Below are 17625 nucleotides of genomic sequence, written 5' to 3'. Positions count from 1 at the left end.
CTGCGCGCATGGATTGGGCGTTACGCGCGTGCGGCTGGCACGGCCATTACACCTATGCGCCGGATGAGCAGGATCTGGCGGAGCGGCTGCAGGTTCAGACGGTGGCCGGTGTCGCGTGGCGGTGTCTGCGTTGCGGCACTTTCGTACCCGGTGAACCGGTCGGCTCCGGGCCGGCCGACCATGCGCCGGAGGTGCCGCGTGGGCGACTGCTGCGGGACCGCTGGCTGATGCGGGCATTGGCGATCGAGCGGTTGGCGCGGGGCTTGCTCTTGGTGGTCGCCGCGCTCGCGGTCTTCAAATTCCGGTCCTCCCGTGAGGATATGCGGGCGGCCTTCGACGAGGAACTGCCGCTGCTGCGGCCGTTGGCCGATCAGATCGGCTGGGATATCGACCGATCCAAGATCGTGCATCTGATCGATGACGCGTTCTCGCTGTCGAATACCACGCTGCTGTGGGTCGCCATCGGCATCCTCGCCTATGCGACGCTGCAGGCGATCGAGGCGGTGGGGCTGTGGTTGGTGCGGCGCTGGGGAGAGTACTTCGCGGTGGTCGCGACCAGTATTTTCCTGCCGTTGGAGATCTACGAGCTGACCGAGAAGATCACCGTGCTGCGCATCGGCGCACTGCTGATCAATATCGCCGCGGTGGTCTGGCTGGTCTACAGCAAGCGGTTGTTCGGAGTGCGCGGCGGCGGGGCCGCGTATCACGCGGAGCACAGCACGGAGAGTTTGCTCAGCGTCGAGCGGTCGGCGCTCGCGGTGCCCGCGGAGTAGCCAATTGCTGTGGTCTGCAGCACAGTAGCGACCAAGACAGGTAATGCTAACCTTACTTTTCTGAGTTAGGTCAGCATAACCTTGGAGGATCGTTGTCGACCACGGAGCGCTTGCGTGTCGAGTATGTGACCGATCCGGCGGCAGCGATGTCCCGGCTGGCGGCGGCCGAGCGTTTCGGCGAATACGTGATGTACGAACGGCCCGGCGAATGGGTATTCGCGGCGGATCCGCTCGGCAGCGTCGAACTCGACGCGAACGAATTGCGGGTGTCCTGGGACGGGCGCGGCACCACCAGTGCTTGGGAGGGTAGCCCGGCACGGGTCATCGACAACGCGCTCGCCACGTTGCCGCTCGGCGGACGGCACGCCTATGGCTGGATCGGATTCGAATTCTGCGCATGGGCATTGGATGCGACGCGGCATCTGCATCCGCGAACCGCACTGGCCCATCTGATGATTCCGCGCATCGAGGTGCGGGTCGGCGAGTTCGGCGTCCGGATTTCCGGCGCGACACCGGCCGAGGCCAATGACATTCACGATCTCATCGCCGCCTCGCAGGAGACCGAACTGCCGCAGGCGCATCCGGTCGATGTGCGTCTCGATCCGACCGGATATCGAGAGCGGGTCGGCGAGGCGGTCGCGGAAATCCGTTCCGGCCGTTATCAGAAGGTCATCCTGTCCAGGAAGGTCGATCTGCCGTTCGCGGTGGACATCCCGGCCAGTTACCGGCTCGGCCGGGCCAACAACACTCCGGCGCGCTCGTTCCTGCTTCGCCTCGGTGGACTCGAGGCGGCCGGATTCAGTCCGGAGCTGGTCGCCTCCGTCGACGAGGATCGGGTGGTCACCACCGAACCGCTCGCCGGTACGCGCGCCTTCGGACTCGGCGAGGCCATCGATATGGCGGCTCGGGCCGAGCTCGTCACCGATCCCAAAGAAATCGTGGAGCACGCGATTTCGGTGCAGACCTCCTTCGCCGAGATCACCGAGGTGGCCGATCCCGGCACGCCAGCGGTCTCCGATTTCATGGCGGTTCGGGAACGCGGCAGCGTGCAGCATCTGGCCTCAACGGTGCGCGGGCGATTGGCCGCGGACCGTTCCAGCTGGGATGCGTTGGAGGTTTTGTTCCCGTCGGTCACGGCGTCCGGCATTCCCAAGCGGGAAGGTGTCGATTCGGTATTCCGTCTCGACGGTGCGCCGCGTGGCCTGTACTCCGGTGCGGTGGTGACGGTTTCGCCGAGCGGTGCGATGGAGGCGACGCTGGTGCTGCGGGCGGTCTACCAGACCACGGAGGGTGCGTGGCTGCGCGCGGGCGCTGGCATTGTGGGCCAGTCGCGGACGGAGCGGGAATTCGAGGAGACCTGCGAAAAGCTGGGCAGTGTCGCGCCCTATGTGGTCAAGGCCTAGCAATTCGAGATCACAACCCATCAAGGTGGGCCCGCGTTCCGAATCATCTGCTGGGGCAACCCGGTTTTATCCGGGGTTCGCATCGGGGGTGGCGATATCGGACTCGCGCCATCCCCGATCGTTCCGGTCAGCCGTGGCTGGCGCGCAGGGCCTTCTTATCGATCTTGCCGACGGCGGTAATCGGGAGTTCGTCGGCAGGGCGGAGCAGATCCGGGAGTTTGTAGGTCGCCAGGCCGCGGTCGGTGAGGAAGGACTTGAGCTGGGCCAGGGTCGGCATCGCACCGTCGACAACCAGGACGGCGCAGACCTTTTCACCTAATGCGGCATCGGGCAGGCCGACGGCGGCGGCATGCCGGACGGACGGGTAGGCGAGCAGATGTTCCTCGAGTTCGTCGCAGGAGATGTTCTCGCCGCCGCGGTTGATGACGTCCTTGATGCGGCCGGAGACGATCAGATGGCCGCTCGGCAGTCGGCGCACGAGATCGCCGGAGCGGTAGTAGCCGTCGGGGGTGAAGGCGCGGGCGTTGTGTTCGGGGGCGCGGTAGTAGCCGCGGATTGTGTAGGGGCCCTTGGTGAGTAGTTCGCCCTCTGCACCGGCGGCGACGTCGTTGCCGTCGGCATCAACCACCCGCACCTCGTCGGCGGGGGAGAGCGGACGGCCCTGGGTGGTGCAGACGATATCGGCGCTGTCGTCCAGGCGGGTGTAGTTGAGCAGTCCCTCGGCCATACCGAAGACCTGTTGCAGTCGCACGCCGAGTGCGGGCGCCACCTCGCGGGCATTCACCTCGGCCAGCCGCGCGCCGCCGACTTGGAGTAGGCGCAGTGAGCCGAGGTCGGCTTCCTCCCATTCGGTTGCCGCGCACCAGAGTTGGGCCAGCGGCGGTACCACCGCGGTGACGGTGACGCCATAGCGTTCAATGGCGGCGAAGGCGCTCTCCGGGCTCGGATCGGTGATGAAGGTGACGGTCGCGCCGACCGATACGGTGCCGAGGATGCCCGGGCAGGCGAGGGGGAAGTTGTGCGCGGCGGGCAGTGTCGCGAGATAGACATCGTCCGCTGTCAGTCCGCAGACCTGCGCGCTCGCGGTGGCGTTGTAGACGTAGTCGTCGTGGGTACGCGCGATCAGCTTCGGCAGGCCGGTGGTACCGCCGGAGACCAGCAGCAACGCGATATCGCTCGGATCGATGTCGGGGAGTGGACCACCGTCGCGGGGAATCGAATTCAGATCGGTGAATGTTCCCGGATCGCCGAGTACGAGGATGTGGCGCAGCGTGGGTACGGCCGAACGGACGGTTTCGGCCAATTCGCGGTAGTCGAAGTCGCCGAGCCGGTCCGCCACGATGTACGCGACAGCTTCGGAAAGTCCGGCCAGATGCTCGATTTCGGCGCGGCGATGGGCGGGCAGGGTCAGCACCGGAATGATTCCGGCGCGCAGCAATCCGAACAGGACCGTCAGGAACTCCGGCACATTCGGCAGTTGGACGACCACCCGATCGCCCGGCGCGATGCCCAGTGCGAGTAGCCCGTGCGCCATCCGGTCGGCCTCGGCATCCACCCACGCGTAGGTGCGCACGCTGTCGGTATCGAGCAGTGCGGTGCGGTGCGGATGCCTGGTCGCGGTCGCGCGCAGCAGGTCCCCGAGCGGGCGGCCGTTCCAGTACCCGGCAGCGCGGTAGGTCGCGGCGTCGGCGGTGGGGAAGGGGACGTAGCCGTCGCGATGGGTGGGCGAGGTGGATGTCGAAGTCACGGTCTGCCTCACAAGGTCTGCTGCATCATTAGGGTCTCATAACAAAGGTTAGGCAACCCTATCTCTTTGCGATAGGCTACCGCCGAGCAGTCTCGATCCGCCGGATGCGGCGGCGACCAAGGAGTGACAGCGCCAGATGGAGCCAGCACAGCGACCGGGGGACGGGGCGGGAATCAGCCGGGACGAAATTCGCGCGGCTATCGCGAAACAGCTCGACGTACCGGTCGAAACGATCGCCGATGGCGATGATCTGATCCAGCTCGGACTGGACTCCATTCGCACCATGAAGTTGGCTGGCGGCTGGCGCAAGCGTGGACTGGAGATCAACTTCGCGCAGTTGGCGGCGGCGCCGTCGGTCGCGGAGTGGGCGCGGTTGCTGGGCGTCGAGGAGTCTGTCGCGTCGGTGGTTGAACCCGAACCTGTCGAAAACGGGGATCCCGAGGACGAATTCGCACCGTTCCCATTGGGTTCGATGCAACACGCCTATTGGATCGGTCGCTCCGAGGAACAGGATCTCGGTGGTGTCGCCGCGCACCTATATGTCGAATTCGACGGTGCCGAGGTCGATCCCGAACGTTTGGCGCGGGCGGTCACGGATCTCGTCGCGGTGCATCCGATGCTGCGCACCAGGTTCCTCCCCGACGGCACCCAGCAGACCATGCGCACTCCCGGCCGTCCGGTGTTCTCGGTCGTCGATCTACGCACGCATGCCCGAGCGGAGGCCGAGCTGGAGCGGCTGCGCGACAACAAGACTCATCAGCGGCTGGCCATCGAGGACGGCCAGGTGCTCGATGTGACCCTGAGTCTGCTCGCCGACGGCCGCACCCGACTGCATCTGGACGTCGACATGATCGCGGGTGACGCGATGAGCTATCGCGTGCTCGTCGCCGATCTCGCCGAGCTCTACCACGGCGGCACGGTGCCGCCACAGGGTTACAGCTATCGCCGCTATCGCACCGAGCGCACGGTGGATACCGTTGCCAGGGAACGCGATAAGCAGTGGTGGCGCGATCGGCTGCCGGAGCTGCCCGGCGCACCGGAGCTGCCGACCATTCCGGTAAGTGAACGCGCCGAGCCGCATCGGACCGTCCGCTATAACCACTGGTTGGAGCCGGAAGCCAAGGAGCGGTTGCTCGCCGCCGCACATGCCCGTGGGATTACACCGGCGATGGCACTTGCCGCGGTATTCGCCGAGACCATCGGCGGCTGGTCGGCACGGAGCCGCTTCCTGCTGAATGTGCCACTGTTCCACCGGGAACCGGTGCATCCGGATATCGACCGGGTGATCGGTGATTTCACCTCCTCGATCATGCTGGAGGTGGATGTCACCGAGAACGTGACGGTCACCGACCGGGCCAGGGCACTGCAGCGTGCGATGCACGAAAGCGGTGCGCACACCGCCTATTCCGGGCTCGAGGTGCTGCGCGATCTCGGCAGGCACCGCGGCGAGCCGGTGCTCGCACCGATCGTGTACACCAGCGCGCTCAATCTGGGCGAGCTATTCGCCAACTCGGTCACCGAGACCTTCGGCGAGCCGGTCTGGATCATCTCGCAGGGCCCGCAGGTGCTGTTGGACGCGCAGGTCACCGAGGTGCGGGGCGGGCTGCTGCTCAACTGGGACGTGCGCGAATCCGCATTCCCCACGGGCATGATCGACGCCATGTTCACCAGCTACACCGAGGCGATCGGCAGGCTGGGCGCGGGTGAGGCGGGCTGGAGCGCGGAGGCCGCGGTACAACTGCCGGTCGCCCAAGCCGCCGTGCGCGCAACGGTGAACGCGACCGACGGGCCGGTCTCCGGACGGGCGCTGCACCAGGGCTTCTTCGACCACGCCCGCAGTGCGCCCGACGCCCCCGCGGTGCTGTGGCAGCGCGACGGTGTAGATGGTGTCTGGAGTTATGGCGAGCTTGCCGCACAAGCGCTTTCGGTCGCGGCGGTGCTACGCGAGATCGGGGTGCGGCCCGGCGAAACCGTTGCGGTGCAGCTGCCGAAGGGGCCGGATCAGATCCTCGCCGTACTCGGTGTGCTCGCGGCGGGCGCGGCCTATGTGCCCATCGGTTTCGATCAGCCGGTCGGGCGGCGCGCGGAGATCCTGCGTACCGGAGACGTGGTCGCCGCGCTCACCGTCGACGGCGCGAATATGGGTCGCCTGGATATCACCTGTCTTCCGCTGTCGGCCGCGCGTACCCATCCGAATCCGCTGGCCGAGCCGGTGATTCCGGATCCCGAGTCGATCGCCTATGTGCTTTTCACCTCCGGCTCCACCGGTGTGCCCAAGGGCGTCGACGTGCCGCACCGCGGTGCGATGAACACCATCGACGCGGTGAACGAGTGGTTCGAGGTCGGCCCGGCCGACCGGGTGCTCGGCCTTTCCGCGCTGGAATTCGACGCCTCCGTCTACGACATGTTCGGCATGTTCGCCGTCGGCGGTTCGGTGGTCGCGCTGTCGGCCGCGCAGCGCGAGGAGGCCACCAGCTGGGTGGAATTGCTGACCCGGCACCGGGTTTCGATCCTCAACTGCGTGCCCAGCATGCTCGATATGATCCTGGAGATCGGCGGTGAACACCTGGGCGATTCGCTGCGCGCGGTCACTCTCGGCGGCGACTGGGTCGGCGCGGATCTGGCGCGCCGACTGGCCAGGCAGGTGCCGGGCTGCCGGTTCTCCGGTTTGGGCGGGGCCACCGAAACCTCCATCCACAACACCATTTGCGAGGTTGCCGACCCGCCCGAGCATTGGGCCACTGTCCCGTTCGGCGTACCGCTGCGCAATGTGCGCTGCCGCGTGGTGAATTCGGCGGGTCGCGACTGCCCGGACTGGGTGCCAGGCGAATTCTGGGTCGGCGGTACGAATGTCGCGGCCGGCTATCGCAACGACCCGGAGCGCACCGCGCAGCGGTTCGTCGTCCACGACGATCTGCGCTGGTACCGCACCGGTGATATGGCCCGCTATTGGCCGGACGGCACCATCGAATTCCTCGGTCGCGCCGACCATCAGGTCCAGATCCGCGGCTATCGGGTGGAATTGGGCGAGGTGGAAAGCGGACTGCGTACCGCGCCGGGTGTGCGACACGCGGTGGCCGCCGTGGTCGGCACGGGTGCGCCGAAGCTGGTGGCGGCGGTCTCGGGTGCGGTCGACTCCGTCGAAGAGATTATCGCGGCAGTGCGAGATCTGTTGCCCGGCTACATGATTCCCAGCCGCATCGAGATCCTCGAGCAGATGCCGTTGACCGACAACGGCAAACTGGATCGCCGCGCGGTGGTCGCGCTGCTGGAACCCGATGCGGCCGAAGCGGTGGACGCGCGCCCGCGCACGCCACTGGAGGCCGCGCTGGCCGCCATTGTCGCCGAAGTGCTCGGTACCGATCGCATCGGCGCGCACGACGATTTCTTCGGCGCGGGCGGTGACTCGGTGCTTGCCACCGCGGCCGTGGCCAGGATCCGCGAATGGCTGGAGGTCGACCACGCGCTGGTCGCCGATCTGCTCGTCGGCCGGACGGTCGCGGGGTTGGCGGAGCGGCTGGTCGAGCGGGAGACCGGTCGCGGTACGCCCGATCGCCTGGATGCCGTCGCCGAGTTGTATCTGGAGGTGCTGGCCATGACCGACGCGGAGATCCTCGCCCAGGCGTGAGCCGCGCGCACTAGACTTGGCGATCATGAGCCATTGGGATACCTCGAACATTCCCGATCAGAGTGGGCGCACGATCATCGTCACCGGCGCGAACAGCGGGCTGGGGGCGGTGACGGCGCGTGCGCTGGCCGGGGCGGGTGCGCAGGTGGTCCTGGCCTGTCGGAATGTGGCCAAGGGCGAGAAAGTGGCAGGTGAGATCGGTGCGCGGGCCGAGGTGCGCGAACTCGATCTCGCGGATCTGGCCTCGGTGCGTGCGTTCGCCGATGCGGTGGACCGGGCCGATGTGCTGATCAATAACGCGGGCGTAATGGCGGTGCCGCAGCGGCGGACCGCCGATGGCTTCGAAATGCAGATCGGCACAAACCATCTCGGTCACTTCGCGCTGACCGGGCTACTGCTGGAAAAGATTTCGGACCGGGTGGTCACCGTCTCCAGCGGTGCGCACCGGGTCGGCAAGATCGATCTGGACGATCTGAACTGGGAGCACCGCAAATACCAGCGCTGGTCCGCCTACGGTCAGGCGAAGTTGGCCAACCTGATGTTCGCCTATGAACTGCAGCGCAGGCTCACCGCGGCGGGTTCGTCGAAAATTTCGGTGGCCGCGCATCCCGGTTATGCCGCAACGGAACTGCAGTCGCATACCGAATCCATCCTGGACACGGTCATGGCGCTGGGCAATCGGCTGCTGGCACAGAGCGCCGAAATGGGTGCGCTGCCCGAGATCTACGCGGCCACCGAGCAGGTCGAGCCTGGCGCGTTCTACGGTCCGGTCGGATGGGGCGGTATGCGCGGCTATCCGGGGCTCTCCGGTTCCACCCCGGCTTCCAAGGACGAGCAGGTCGCGCGCGGCCTGTGGGAGTTGTCGGAGAAGCTGACCGGCGTCACCTACACCTTCGGCAACTAACCGAATCCATTGCGGCGCGGGGCAACTCGGTTTTGCCGAGCCCGCGGTGTGCCAGTCGCGTGATGCGGGTCACATTCGGGCCTGTCACACTGGGGCGGGCCGCGTCGTCCTCTCTGTGAACCCAACCGAATGGAAAGGCACAGATCATGGAACAGCGCTTCAACCTCTACGCCAACCCCGTCGCGGGCAGCTACGTCAAGCGCCTCATCACCGCGGGCAAGGTCGTCGACGGATCCGCTCTGCCCAAGGCCACCTACGAGCTGGTCAAGATCCGCGCCAGCCAGATCAACGGCTGTGGCATGTGCGTCGATATGCACACCAAGGACGCCGCGCACGCGGGCGAGACCTCCGTGCGACTCAACCTGGTCGCCGCCTGGCACGAGGCCACCGTCTTCACCGAGGCCGAGCGCGCCGCCCTCGCCCTGACCGAAGAGGCCACCCGCATCGGTGACGGCCGCGGCGTCAGCGACGAGACCTGGGAGCAGGTGCGCAAGCACTACGACGACGATCAGACCGCGGCACTCATCGCGGCCATCGCGACGATCAACGCGTGGAACCGGATGAATGTGATCGTCCGCACTCCGGCCGGTGATTACGTCCCGGGTCAGCTGGGGTGAACTTCGGCACGAAAATTGGTCCTGCGGTCATCTCGAGATAGTGCCTGGTACAGTCACCGTCGTGCAGCGCGTCTATTTCTGGTTTAGCAAGCCGGCCCTGGGTGGGTCGGTCTGCGGCAACCATTTGCGCTGACTTCACTCCACCCCGAGCCGGATGATGGACCGGCTCGACGGGTTTCACGTCCGTGGGTCGGCCTTGAAGAAAAGGAACCCACAAGCGATGACTACCGCAGCCGACGTCGACGCGCGGCATTCCGATCTGGATGACCAGCGCACCTTGAGTGTGAGCCCGTTGCGCTCACCCGCCGAGGTGCGCCAGGTGCACCGGATCACCGATCCGCTGGCCGACGTGGTCCGAGCCGGTCGCAAAGCCACGGTCGATGTGCTCAATGGCGCCGACGATCGCCTGATGGTGATCGTCGGGCCGTGTTCGGTTCACGATCCGGCCGCCGCACTGGACTACGCCCGCCGCCTAGCCGCCAAGGCGGCGGAGCTCGACGATCGGCTGCACGTCGTGATGCGGGTGTACTTCGAGAAGCCGCGCACCACCCTTGGCTGGAAGGGGCTGATCAACGATCCGCACCTGGACGGCTCCTTCGATGTCAATACCGGCCTCGGCATCGGCCGCAAGCTGCTGGTCGATATCACCGCGCTCGGTCTGCCGGTGGCCTGTGAATTCCTCGACCCGATCACCCCGCAGTACATCGCGGACCTGGTCTCCTACGGCGCGATCGGCGCGCGCACCGCGGCCAGTCAGGTGCACCGCCAGCTCAGCAGCGCACTGTCCATGCCGGTCGGCATCAAGAACGGCACCGACGGCGATGTGCAGGTCGCCGTCGACGGTGTGCGGGCAGCCGCGGCCAGCCACGTATTCCCCGGCACCGATCTGGACGGCCGCTCGGCGCTGATCCGCACCACCGGAAATCCGGACTGTCATGTGATCCTGCGCGGGGGCAGCACCGGTCCGAACTACGACGCCGCCTCGGTCCGCGAGGCCTGCATCCGCTTGGAGAAGGCATCGCTACCGCAGCGGATCGTGGTGGACGCCAGCCACGGCAACAGCAATAAGGATCACAACAAGCAGGTCGACGTGGTCACCGATATCGCCGGCCGGTTGGCCGCGGGCGAGCCGGGTGTGGTCGGCGTGATGTTGGAGAGCTTCCTCGTCGCGGGCCGCCAGGATCTGACCCTCGGGCACGCCGACGCATTGACCTACGGTCAGTCCATCACCGATGCCTGCATCGATTGGGAGACCACGGCCGCCCAACTCGATCGCCTCGCCGACGCGGTGCGGCAGCGCCGCGATCGCTGAAACTCCGAGCCCGCCGCCCCGGTGAAAGCCGGGGCGCGGCTACGGATTTCGGCGCGGTTTGGCGACGACGCCGAGGATATCGCCGGAGCACACGGTGGCGCCGTCGAAGCCCGCCGTCGCCAGATAATCGATGAGATGTCCCGGTGCGGGCTTGGGACCGGCGCCGGACGGTCCGTCCGGTTGTCCGTATCCGTAGAACAGGTACAGCGTGCCGTCGGACGCGAGGACCTGCCGGATCAGCGCCAGTTCGGCGGTTGGCCGTCTGGTCCAGAACAGATTCACATTGATGGCGACAACTTTGTCGAAGCCGCGGGCCGGGCCGATTTCGGCGAGTACCCGAGCTCGGTCGAGCTGTTCCAGGCCGGCCTGCAACAGGTGGACCTTGCCGCATCTGATCAGTGCGGCATGGCGTTTCCTCGCACGGGCAATGGCCGTCGGGGAACGGTCGACGCCGACTATCCGCCCGCCGTCCAGCCGTGCGGCCAGGTACGCGATCGAGTCGCTGGAGCCCGGACCGATTTCCAGGATCCGGTCGTCGGGCCGCAGGTGCATGGTTTCGGCGATCCACTCGAATCGGGCATCGGCCGCCATATTCGCAATCTACGACTTTTGCGCCGCGCCGGTCAGCGGTTCGGGCCCACCCGTCGCCCGACCGCCACCTCTCATCGAATCGCTACGCGATGCCGAATACATCCGGCGGCCAATCCGGGGCCGGCCCGGGCGGATCGGTCGCCAGCCGTCCGGCCAGCCAGGTATCGCGGCGGCTGCCGCGCTGCATAAAGCCGAGTCGCGCCGTGCCCTCGTAGCGAAAACCGTTGCGGCGGACCACCGCGGCCGAGGCGTGGTTGCCGACGAAGGCGCGCCAGCTGATCCGGCTCAGCCCCAATCCTGTCGGCTGGAAACCGAATTCGCACACCAGGGCGACCGCACGCGACATCAGTCCACGCCCACGTTCCGCGGAGACCAGCCAGAAGCCGATCTCCGATGCCGATTCGTCGCGTGCGCTGAGATCGATCATGCCGACGACCGGACCGTCCGCGCGCGTGCGCAGCGCCCAGATCGGACTGCGGGTGGCCCAGCCCGGCGCGACCATATCGTCGAGGAAGGATTCGGCATTCTTCCGGTGATACGGCACCGGAATCGTCACCCACTCGGCAATGCTGGGCTCCTGGCAGCATGCCACGATATCGTCGATATCGGCCTCGGTCGGCCGCGACAACCAGATGGTTGTGTCCGATAGCGGATGATCCTCCATATGAGCATGGTGTCATGACCGGGTCGTCGGGCCGATCAGCGCGGAACGTAGAATCAGCTCAATGGTTGCCGCTCTTCTCGCCGACTTGTTCGAATCGCATCGGGCGCATCTGCTCTCGGTCGCCTACCGGCTGACGGGCAGTGCGGGCGACGCCGAGGACGCGGTGCAGGAGAGTTGGCTGCGGCTGGCCGGTGCGCATCAATCCGAGATCGAGGATCTGCGTGGCTGGCTGACCACCGTGGTCAGCCGAATCTGCCTGGACCGCTTGCGCAGTGCCGCGGTGCGCAGGGAAACCTATGTGGGGCAGTGGCTTCCGGAGCCGGTCGTGACCGCTATCACGCCATCGACCATGCCGGATCCTTTGGAGGCGGTGGTTCGCAAACAGGAATGCAGTCTCGCGGCCATGGTCGTGCTGGAGAGCCTGACGCCGCCACAGCGGGTGGCATTCGTACTGCACGACGGACTTTCGGTGCCGTTCGACGAGATCGCCGAGATCCTGGGTATTTCGGTGGAGGCAGCGCGTCAACTGGCCGTGCGGGCCAGGAAATCCGTCGCACAGGCTCCGCCGCCGGTCCCGGATGTCGAGCACGCGGCCGCGGTGCGCAAGTTCATCGACGCGCTGTCGGCCGGTGATATCGACGCGATAACCGCTGCGCTGCACCCGGATTCGGTGACGATCGGCGATGCGAACGGCACCACGTCCACCGCGATCAATGTCATCGCCGGTGCGGACAAGGTCGCCCGTTTCTTTCTCGGGCTGGTGCGCAAGTACGGTTTGGACGGCTCCGCGGAGCCGACACTGGAATTCGAATTCGCCACGGTCAATGGGCAATTGGGTCTGGTCGTGTATCGGGTCGGCCCGGGTTACGGGCGGCTCGAAGGTCCGCCCAGGGTGATCGGATTCGCGGTTCGTGACGGATTGGTCTGGGGCACCTACGATCTCGCGAATCCGGAGAAACTCTCGCACGTCCGCCTCGGGTGAAGGGGTGCCAGGCCGGGCCCTCATCGCCAGGCCTGGCACCGCCCTCGGATTACGGCGTGGACGAGCCGAGGAACCAGTCCCCGGTAGACGATCCCGCACCGCTATTGCCGGTCGATGAGCCGTTGAACCAATCGCCGGTGGAGGAGCCGAACCCGGCGATCAGGTCGTGTGCGACATTTCGCAGGAAACCCAGTACCGTTCCGGCGACCTCCGACGCGGCCGGCTGCAGTACCAGGTCCAGATACGAGGCCATAAGCGCCCCTTTCGAGATACCGCCGCAGGTCGGCGGTTTGTGAGGTAGAACACGGCGAGGCTAGCCGCCGTCGGGACAACGCACAACTATGCAGGTAGAAGCCTCAATTCAAAAGTGAAATATAGCCGTTCGCTATCTGATGGCAACAATGGCGATCGCTGGGCTACTCTCCGGATATGTCCTCGCAACCCCGCGACCGTCGCCCGCCTGCGCCCCTTTGCCTCCACGATCTTCGCGGAGATGACCGAATTAGCCGTGCGTCACGAGGCGATCAACCTGGGCCAGGGCTTTCCGGATACCGACGGGCCCGCGGGCATGCTCGAGGTCGCGCGTCAGGCCATTGCCGACGGGCTGAACCAGTACCCGCCCGGCCGCGGTATGCCGATCCTGCGGCGCGCCATCGCCGCCGACCGGGCCCGCCGCTACGGCACCCAGTACGACCCGGAAACCCAGGTCCTGGTCACCGTCGGTGCGACCGAGGCGATCAGCGCGGCCGTGCTCGGCCTGGTGGAACCCGGCCGAGAGGTCGTCCTGATCGAGCCCTACTACGACTCCTATGCGGCCGCGGTCGCCCTGGCCGGAGCGCGGCGGCGCACGGCCCATCTCGTCGCCGACGGTGACCGCTTCGTACTCGACCTGGACAGCCTGCGCGCCGCCATTACGCCCGCGACCAAGATGTTGATCGTCAATTCGCCGCACAACCCGACCGGCACCGTCCTCGACCGCGCCGATCTGACCGCGATCGCCGAAATCGCCTGCGAGCACGACCTATTGGTGCTCACCGACGAGGTATACGAACACCTCGTCTATGACGGCAACGAGCACATCAGCCTTGCCACCCTGCCCGGTATGGCCGAGCGCACCGTCGTGGTGTCCAGCGCGGCGAAGACTTTCAGCGTCACCGGCTGGAAGACCGGCTGGGCGCTCGGTCCGACCGAGCTCATCGACGGTGTGCTCGCGGCCAAGCAGTTCCTGACCTTCGTGGCGGGTGGGCCGTTCCAACCGGCCGTCGCGTACGCGCTGAACAATGAACTCGACTGGGTCGCCGGACTGCGAGATACGCTGTCGGACAAGCGCCTCCGGCTCGCCGCCGCATTGAAGGACACCGGTTTCGGGGTGAAGGAGAGTGCGGGCGGCTATTTCGTCTGCGCGGATATCACACCGCTCGGCGCAACCGACGGCTTGGCCTTCTGCCGAGAACTACCGGTTCGGCTGGGTGTCGCGGCCGTGCCGCTCATCGCCTTCGCCGACCACGCGGAAGCCTGGAATCGCTTGGTGCGCTTCACATTCTGCAAACGCGACGAAACCCTCGAAGAGGGCGTGCGCCGACTCCGGGCCGGTGTTCGAGTGGGCTAGGCCCGGTCCTGCGGGCGACGTCGCGCCTGCGGTGCGTGCCACTCGTACCGCATCGCGAGCAGCCGAAATACGATCGCGCCGAGGGCGGCGCAGCCGCCGGTGATCGCGTTGTAGGCATTGAGATGCAATAGCGTCGCGGTCGTTGCCGCACCGAAAAGTGCTGGTACCGCATAGATCTGCTCGGGTATCAGCACACTCGGCGTCTGTCCGCCGAGTAGATCGCGGATCACCCCGCCGCCGATCGCGGTGACCAATCCGAGCAGTGTGGCCGATGGCGCGCCGAGGCCGTGGTTGTAGGCGATCACCGTGCCGGTCACGCAGAACAGCCCGAGCCCGAACGCATCGGCCACGCCGAGCGGACCGCCGGTCACCCGCGGCGACGGATGCCAGAAGAAAATGACCGCGGCCGCGGCCAGCGCGGTCCACAGATAACTGAGATCGACGAATGACGCGGGCGGTGTCCTACCGATCACCAGATCCCGAATGACACCGCCACCCAGCGCCGTACTGCAGGCCAGCACCACGATCCCGAAGACGTCGAATCCGCGCCGCACCGCGAGCAGCGCCCCCGAGGTCGCGAAGGCGAAGACGCCGAACAACTCCCCGACGTGCTGGGCGGTATTCACCGCGGAATCGAAATGCGCCATGCGCACACGATCACATAGTCCGCGGGGCTCGCGTTCAGGCGGGCGTCGGCCGCGCACGGTCGGTCGCGACAAGTACCGCGATGCCGCCGAGCATGGTGCCCATGAAATAGCGCTGGATCCGCAACCACAGCGGCCGACCGGTCAGAAAGGCGGCGATGCCGCCCGCTCCGAGCACGATCAGCCCGTTCACCGTCAAGGCCACCGCTATCTGCACCGTCCCGAGGCACAGACTCTGCAACCAAACCCGGCCGTGCTCGGGCGACACGAACTGCGGAATCAGGGCCATGTACAAGATCGCGATCTTCGGATTCAGCAGATTGGTGACCAGTCCCATGGTGAACAATCGCCGTGTCGGATCTGCGGGCAGTTCGGCGGGTGCGAATATCGAGGTCCCGCCGGGCCGCACCGCCTGCCAGGCCAGCCACAAGAGGTATCCGGCACCGGCCAGCTTCATCGCCAGATACAGGCCGGGCACGATTGCGAACACCGCGGTAATCCCGGCTGTGGCCGCCGCCAAATAGACTCCGAATCCGGCTGCGACACCGCCGAGCGACACCAATCCGGCCCGGCGTCCCTGCGAAACACTGCGTGACACCAGATACATCATGTTCGGTCCCGGTGTGAGCACCAGCCCCAACTCGGTCGCCGCCACGCCCAGAATCGCCGCAGTTTCGATCATGCTCCCGATCCTCACGCATATGCGGCGGCCCCGTCTCGGTCCAGTCGAGCGGCGGTGGACTGGCGTCACCGCCAGCTCGCTCCACCGAGATCCGGGCGACAATGGGCAGTCAGTGCATTCCGTCCCGGAACAAAACGGGCCGCTCGGACGCTCTATGTGCGAGGCCGACGCGAGCTATGCCCGTCGGCGGGGGCAGGATCGATGCCGCATCCGATGGGTTGTCGGTGGTGTCGGGAAGAATGAGCCGGAGTCGCACGAGCGATCGGGTACGAAGCCGGACGCCGTATACGAGGAGAGAACGTGACCGAGCGCAGCGAGGGCACCGAATACACAGCAGCACCTCCGGCCGCAGCGGAGCCGAGCGCCAGCGAGGCGGAGCTGTGACCGACGGTCCGCTGATCGTTCAGAGTGACAAGACGCTGCTGCTCGAGGTCGACCACGAGTTGGCCGGGGTGGCGCGGCAGGCCATCGCGCCGTTCGCGGAATTGGAGCGGGCGCCGGAGCATGTGCACACCTATCGGGTGACGCCATTGGCGCTGTGGAATGCGCGCGCGGCGGGGCATGACGCCGAGCAGGTGGTGGATGCCCTGGTCAGCTACTCGCGGTATGCGGTGCCGCAGCCGCTGCTGGTCGACATCGTGGACACCATGGCCCGCTACGGCCGATTGCAGCTGGTGAAGAATCCGGCGCACGGGTTGACGCTGGTCAGTCTGGATCGCGCCGTGCTCGAGGAAGTGCTGCGGCACAAGAAGATCGCCCCGATGCTCGGCGCGCGCGTGGATGAGGACACCGTCGTCGTACATCCGTCCGAGCGCGGCCGGATCAAGCAGATGCTGCTGAAGATCGGCTGGCCCGCCGAGGATCTGGCGGGCTATGTCGACGGCGAGGCGCATCAGATCGAGCTGGATTACACCGGCGGCAAGTGGCATCTGCGCGATTACCAGGAGATGGCCGCCGATTCGTTCTGGGCCGGTGGTTCCGGTGTCGTGGTGCTGCCGTGTGGTGCGGGCAAGACCATGGTCGGCGCGGCCGCGATGGCCAAGGCGCAGGCCACGACGCTGATCCTGGTCACCAATACGGTCGCCGGACGGCAGTGGCGGCGTGAACTGCTCGCGCGAACCTCGTTGACCGAGGACGAAATCGGCGAGTACTCCGGTGAACGCAAGGAGATCCGTCCGGTCACCATCGCCACGTATCAGGTGATCACCCGCCGCACCAAGGGCGAGTACAAACATCTCGAGCTCTTCGACAGCCGTGACTGGGGCCTGGTCATCTATGACGAGGTGCATCTGCTGCCCGCCCCGGTCTTCCGGATGACCGCCGATCTGCAATCGCGGCGTCGGCTCGGTCTCACCGCGACCCTGGTGCGCGAGGACGGACGCGAGGGCGATGTGTTCTCGCTGATCGGCCCCAAGCGCTACGACGCACCGTGGAAGGACATCGAGGCGCAGGGCTGGATCGCCCCCGCCGACTGCATCGAGGTCCGGGTTACCCTCACCGATGCCGAGCGAATGGCCTATGCCACCGCCGAGCCCGAGGAGCGCTACAAGCTCTGCTCGACCGCGCGCACGAAAATCCCTGTGGTGGAATCGATTCTGGCTCAGCACAAGGACGCACCGACGTTGGTGATCGGCGCGTATCTGGATCAACTCGACGAACTCGGCGCCGATCTCAATGCGCCGGTAATTCAAGGTTCGACGAAAACCAAAGAGCGCGAAGATCTTTTCGATGCCTTCCGGCGCGGTGAGATTCCGGTGCTGGTGGTGAGCAAGGTCGCGAACTTTTCCATCGATTTGCCCGAAGCCTCTGTCGCGGTACAGGTTTCGGGAACATTCGGTTCGCGCCAAGAAGAAGCGCAACGGCTCGGTCGGCTGTTGCGGCCGAAACAAGACGGTGGCCAAGCCCACTTCTATTCGGTCGTCGCACGTGACACCCTGGACGCCGAATATGCCGCGCACCGGCAGCGTTTCCTGGCCGAACAGGGTTACGCGTATCGCATTACGGATGCCGATGACTTGCTGGGACCGGCCATCGGATAAGCGGAGGAATTAACTCCGATACGTGTGCTA

At 66.3% G+C, this 17625-nt stretch carries 15 protein-coding genes; 9 read left to right on the top strand and 6 right to left on the bottom strand.

Annotation, left to right across the window (positions count from 1 at the left end):
• The first annotated feature begins 8 nt into the window (after nt 1-8).
• Nucleotides 9-773: a DUF2127 domain-containing protein gene (locus ACQP1T_RS36070; RefSeq protein WP_433757451.1), complete on the top strand. Its 765-nt coding sequence runs from the start codon at nt 9-11 to the stop codon at nt 771-773.
• A gap of 92 nt (nt 774-865) precedes the next feature.
• Nucleotides 866-2176, top strand: a complete 1311-nt coding sequence (gene nbtS, locus ACQP1T_RS36065; RefSeq protein WP_433757450.1) for a nocobactin biosynthesis salicylate synthase NbtS — start codon at nt 866-868, stop codon at nt 2174-2176.
• A gap of 127 nt (nt 2177-2303) precedes the next feature.
• Here the strand turns inward: nbtS and ACQP1T_RS36060 are convergent, their stop codons facing one another.
• A complete protein-coding gene (locus ACQP1T_RS36060; protein WP_433757449.1) occupies nt 2304-3923 on the bottom strand; it encodes a (2,3-dihydroxybenzoyl)adenylate synthase in 1620 nt (539 codons plus the stop codon).
• A 136-nt stretch (nt 3924-4059) separates the two neighbouring features.
• On the opposite strand from ACQP1T_RS36060, the gene ACQP1T_RS36055 reads away from it, so the two are divergent.
• The 4 genes from ACQP1T_RS36055 to ACQP1T_RS36040 all read left to right on the top strand — a co-directional run bounded on the left by ACQP1T_RS36055 (nt 4060) and on the right by ACQP1T_RS36040 (nt 10384).
• Entirely contained in the window at nt 4060-7551 is a 3492-nt protein-coding gene (locus ACQP1T_RS36055) for an amino acid adenylation domain-containing protein (protein WP_433757448.1), read from the top strand.
• Between the two features lie 25 nt (nt 7552-7576).
• On the top strand, nt 7577-8455 hold the full coding sequence (locus ACQP1T_RS36050) for an oxidoreductase (protein WP_433757447.1): 879 nt from the start codon (nt 7577-7579) through the stop codon (nt 8453-8455).
• Between the two features lie 146 nt (nt 8456-8601).
• The gene (locus ACQP1T_RS36045) at nt 8602-9072 is read left to right on the top strand and encodes a carboxymuconolactone decarboxylase family protein (protein WP_433757446.1); all 471 of its coding nucleotides are present in this window, start codon (nt 8602-8604) and stop codon (nt 9070-9072) included.
• A 220-nt stretch (nt 9073-9292) separates the two neighbouring features.
• Nucleotides 9293-10384, top strand: a complete 1092-nt coding sequence (locus ACQP1T_RS36040; protein ID WP_433757445.1) for a 3-deoxy-7-phosphoheptulonate synthase — start codon at nt 9293-9295, stop codon at nt 10382-10384.
• Between the two features lie 39 nt (nt 10385-10423).
• On the opposite strand, the gene ACQP1T_RS36035 is transcribed toward ACQP1T_RS36040, so the two are convergent.
• Both ACQP1T_RS36035 and ACQP1T_RS36030 read right to left on the bottom strand, forming a co-directional pair.
• Nucleotides 10424-10975, bottom strand: coding sequence for a class I SAM-dependent methyltransferase (locus ACQP1T_RS36035; RefSeq protein ID WP_433757444.1), 552 nt, complete (start codon nt 10973-10975; stop codon nt 10424-10426).
• 82 nt (nt 10976-11057) lie between these two features.
• Nucleotides 11058-11639 carry a GNAT family N-acetyltransferase gene (locus ACQP1T_RS36030; RefSeq protein WP_433757443.1) on the bottom strand — a complete coding sequence of 194 codons (582 nt, stop codon included), beginning with the start codon at nt 11637-11639 and terminating at the stop codon, nt 11058-11060.
• A gap of 61 nt (nt 11640-11700) precedes the next feature.
• On the opposite strand from ACQP1T_RS36030, the gene ACQP1T_RS36025 reads away from it, so the two are divergent.
• Complete coding sequence (locus ACQP1T_RS36025) at nt 11701-12621, top strand: sigma-70 family RNA polymerase sigma factor (protein WP_433757442.1); 921 nt, start codon at nt 11701-11703, stop codon at nt 12619-12621.
• A 49-nt stretch (nt 12622-12670) separates the two neighbouring features.
• On the opposite strand, the gene ACQP1T_RS36020 is transcribed toward ACQP1T_RS36025, so the two are convergent.
• The gene (locus ACQP1T_RS36020; RefSeq protein ID WP_062988281.1) at nt 12671-12874 is read right to left on the bottom strand and encodes a hypothetical protein; all 204 of its coding nucleotides are present in this window, start codon (nt 12872-12874) and stop codon (nt 12671-12673) included.
• Nucleotides 12875-13048: 174 nt separating this feature from the next.
• Here ACQP1T_RS36020 and ACQP1T_RS36015 point away from each other — a divergent pair, with 174 nt between their 5' ends.
• Nucleotides 13049-14230, top strand: a complete 1182-nt coding sequence (locus tag ACQP1T_RS36015; protein WP_433762493.1) for a pyridoxal phosphate-dependent aminotransferase — start codon at nt 13049-13051, stop codon at nt 14228-14230.
• On the opposite strand, the gene ACQP1T_RS36010 is transcribed toward ACQP1T_RS36015, so the two are convergent.
• Together ACQP1T_RS36010 and ACQP1T_RS36005 are read right to left on the bottom strand one after the other, a co-directional pair.
• Nucleotides 14227-14877, bottom strand: a complete 651-nt coding sequence (locus ACQP1T_RS36010; protein ID WP_433757441.1) for a trimeric intracellular cation channel family protein — start codon at nt 14875-14877, stop codon at nt 14227-14229. The two genes, ACQP1T_RS36015 and ACQP1T_RS36010, sit on opposite strands and share 4 nt — an antisense overlap.
• A 34-nt stretch (nt 14878-14911) precedes the next feature.
• On the bottom strand, nt 14912-15556 hold the full coding sequence (locus ACQP1T_RS36005) for a LysE family translocator (RefSeq protein WP_433757440.1): 645 nt from the start codon (nt 15554-15556) through the stop codon (nt 14912-14914).
• Nucleotides 15557-15936: 380 nt separating this feature from the next.
• On the opposite strand from ACQP1T_RS36005, the gene ACQP1T_RS36000 reads away from it, so the two are divergent.
• Nucleotides 15937-17595 carry a DNA repair helicase XPB gene (locus ACQP1T_RS36000; RefSeq protein ID WP_433757439.1) on the top strand — a complete coding sequence of 553 codons (1659 nt, stop codon included), beginning with the start codon at nt 15937-15939 and terminating at the stop codon, nt 17593-17595.
• Nucleotides 17596-17625: the final 30 nt, after the last annotated feature.

This window comes from Nocardia sp. CA-135398 (assembly GCF_050955845.1).
Classification (GTDB): domain Bacteria; phylum Actinomycetota; class Actinomycetes; order Mycobacteriales; family Mycobacteriaceae; genus Nocardia.
This window is presented reverse-complemented; position numbering and strand designations above follow the sequence as displayed.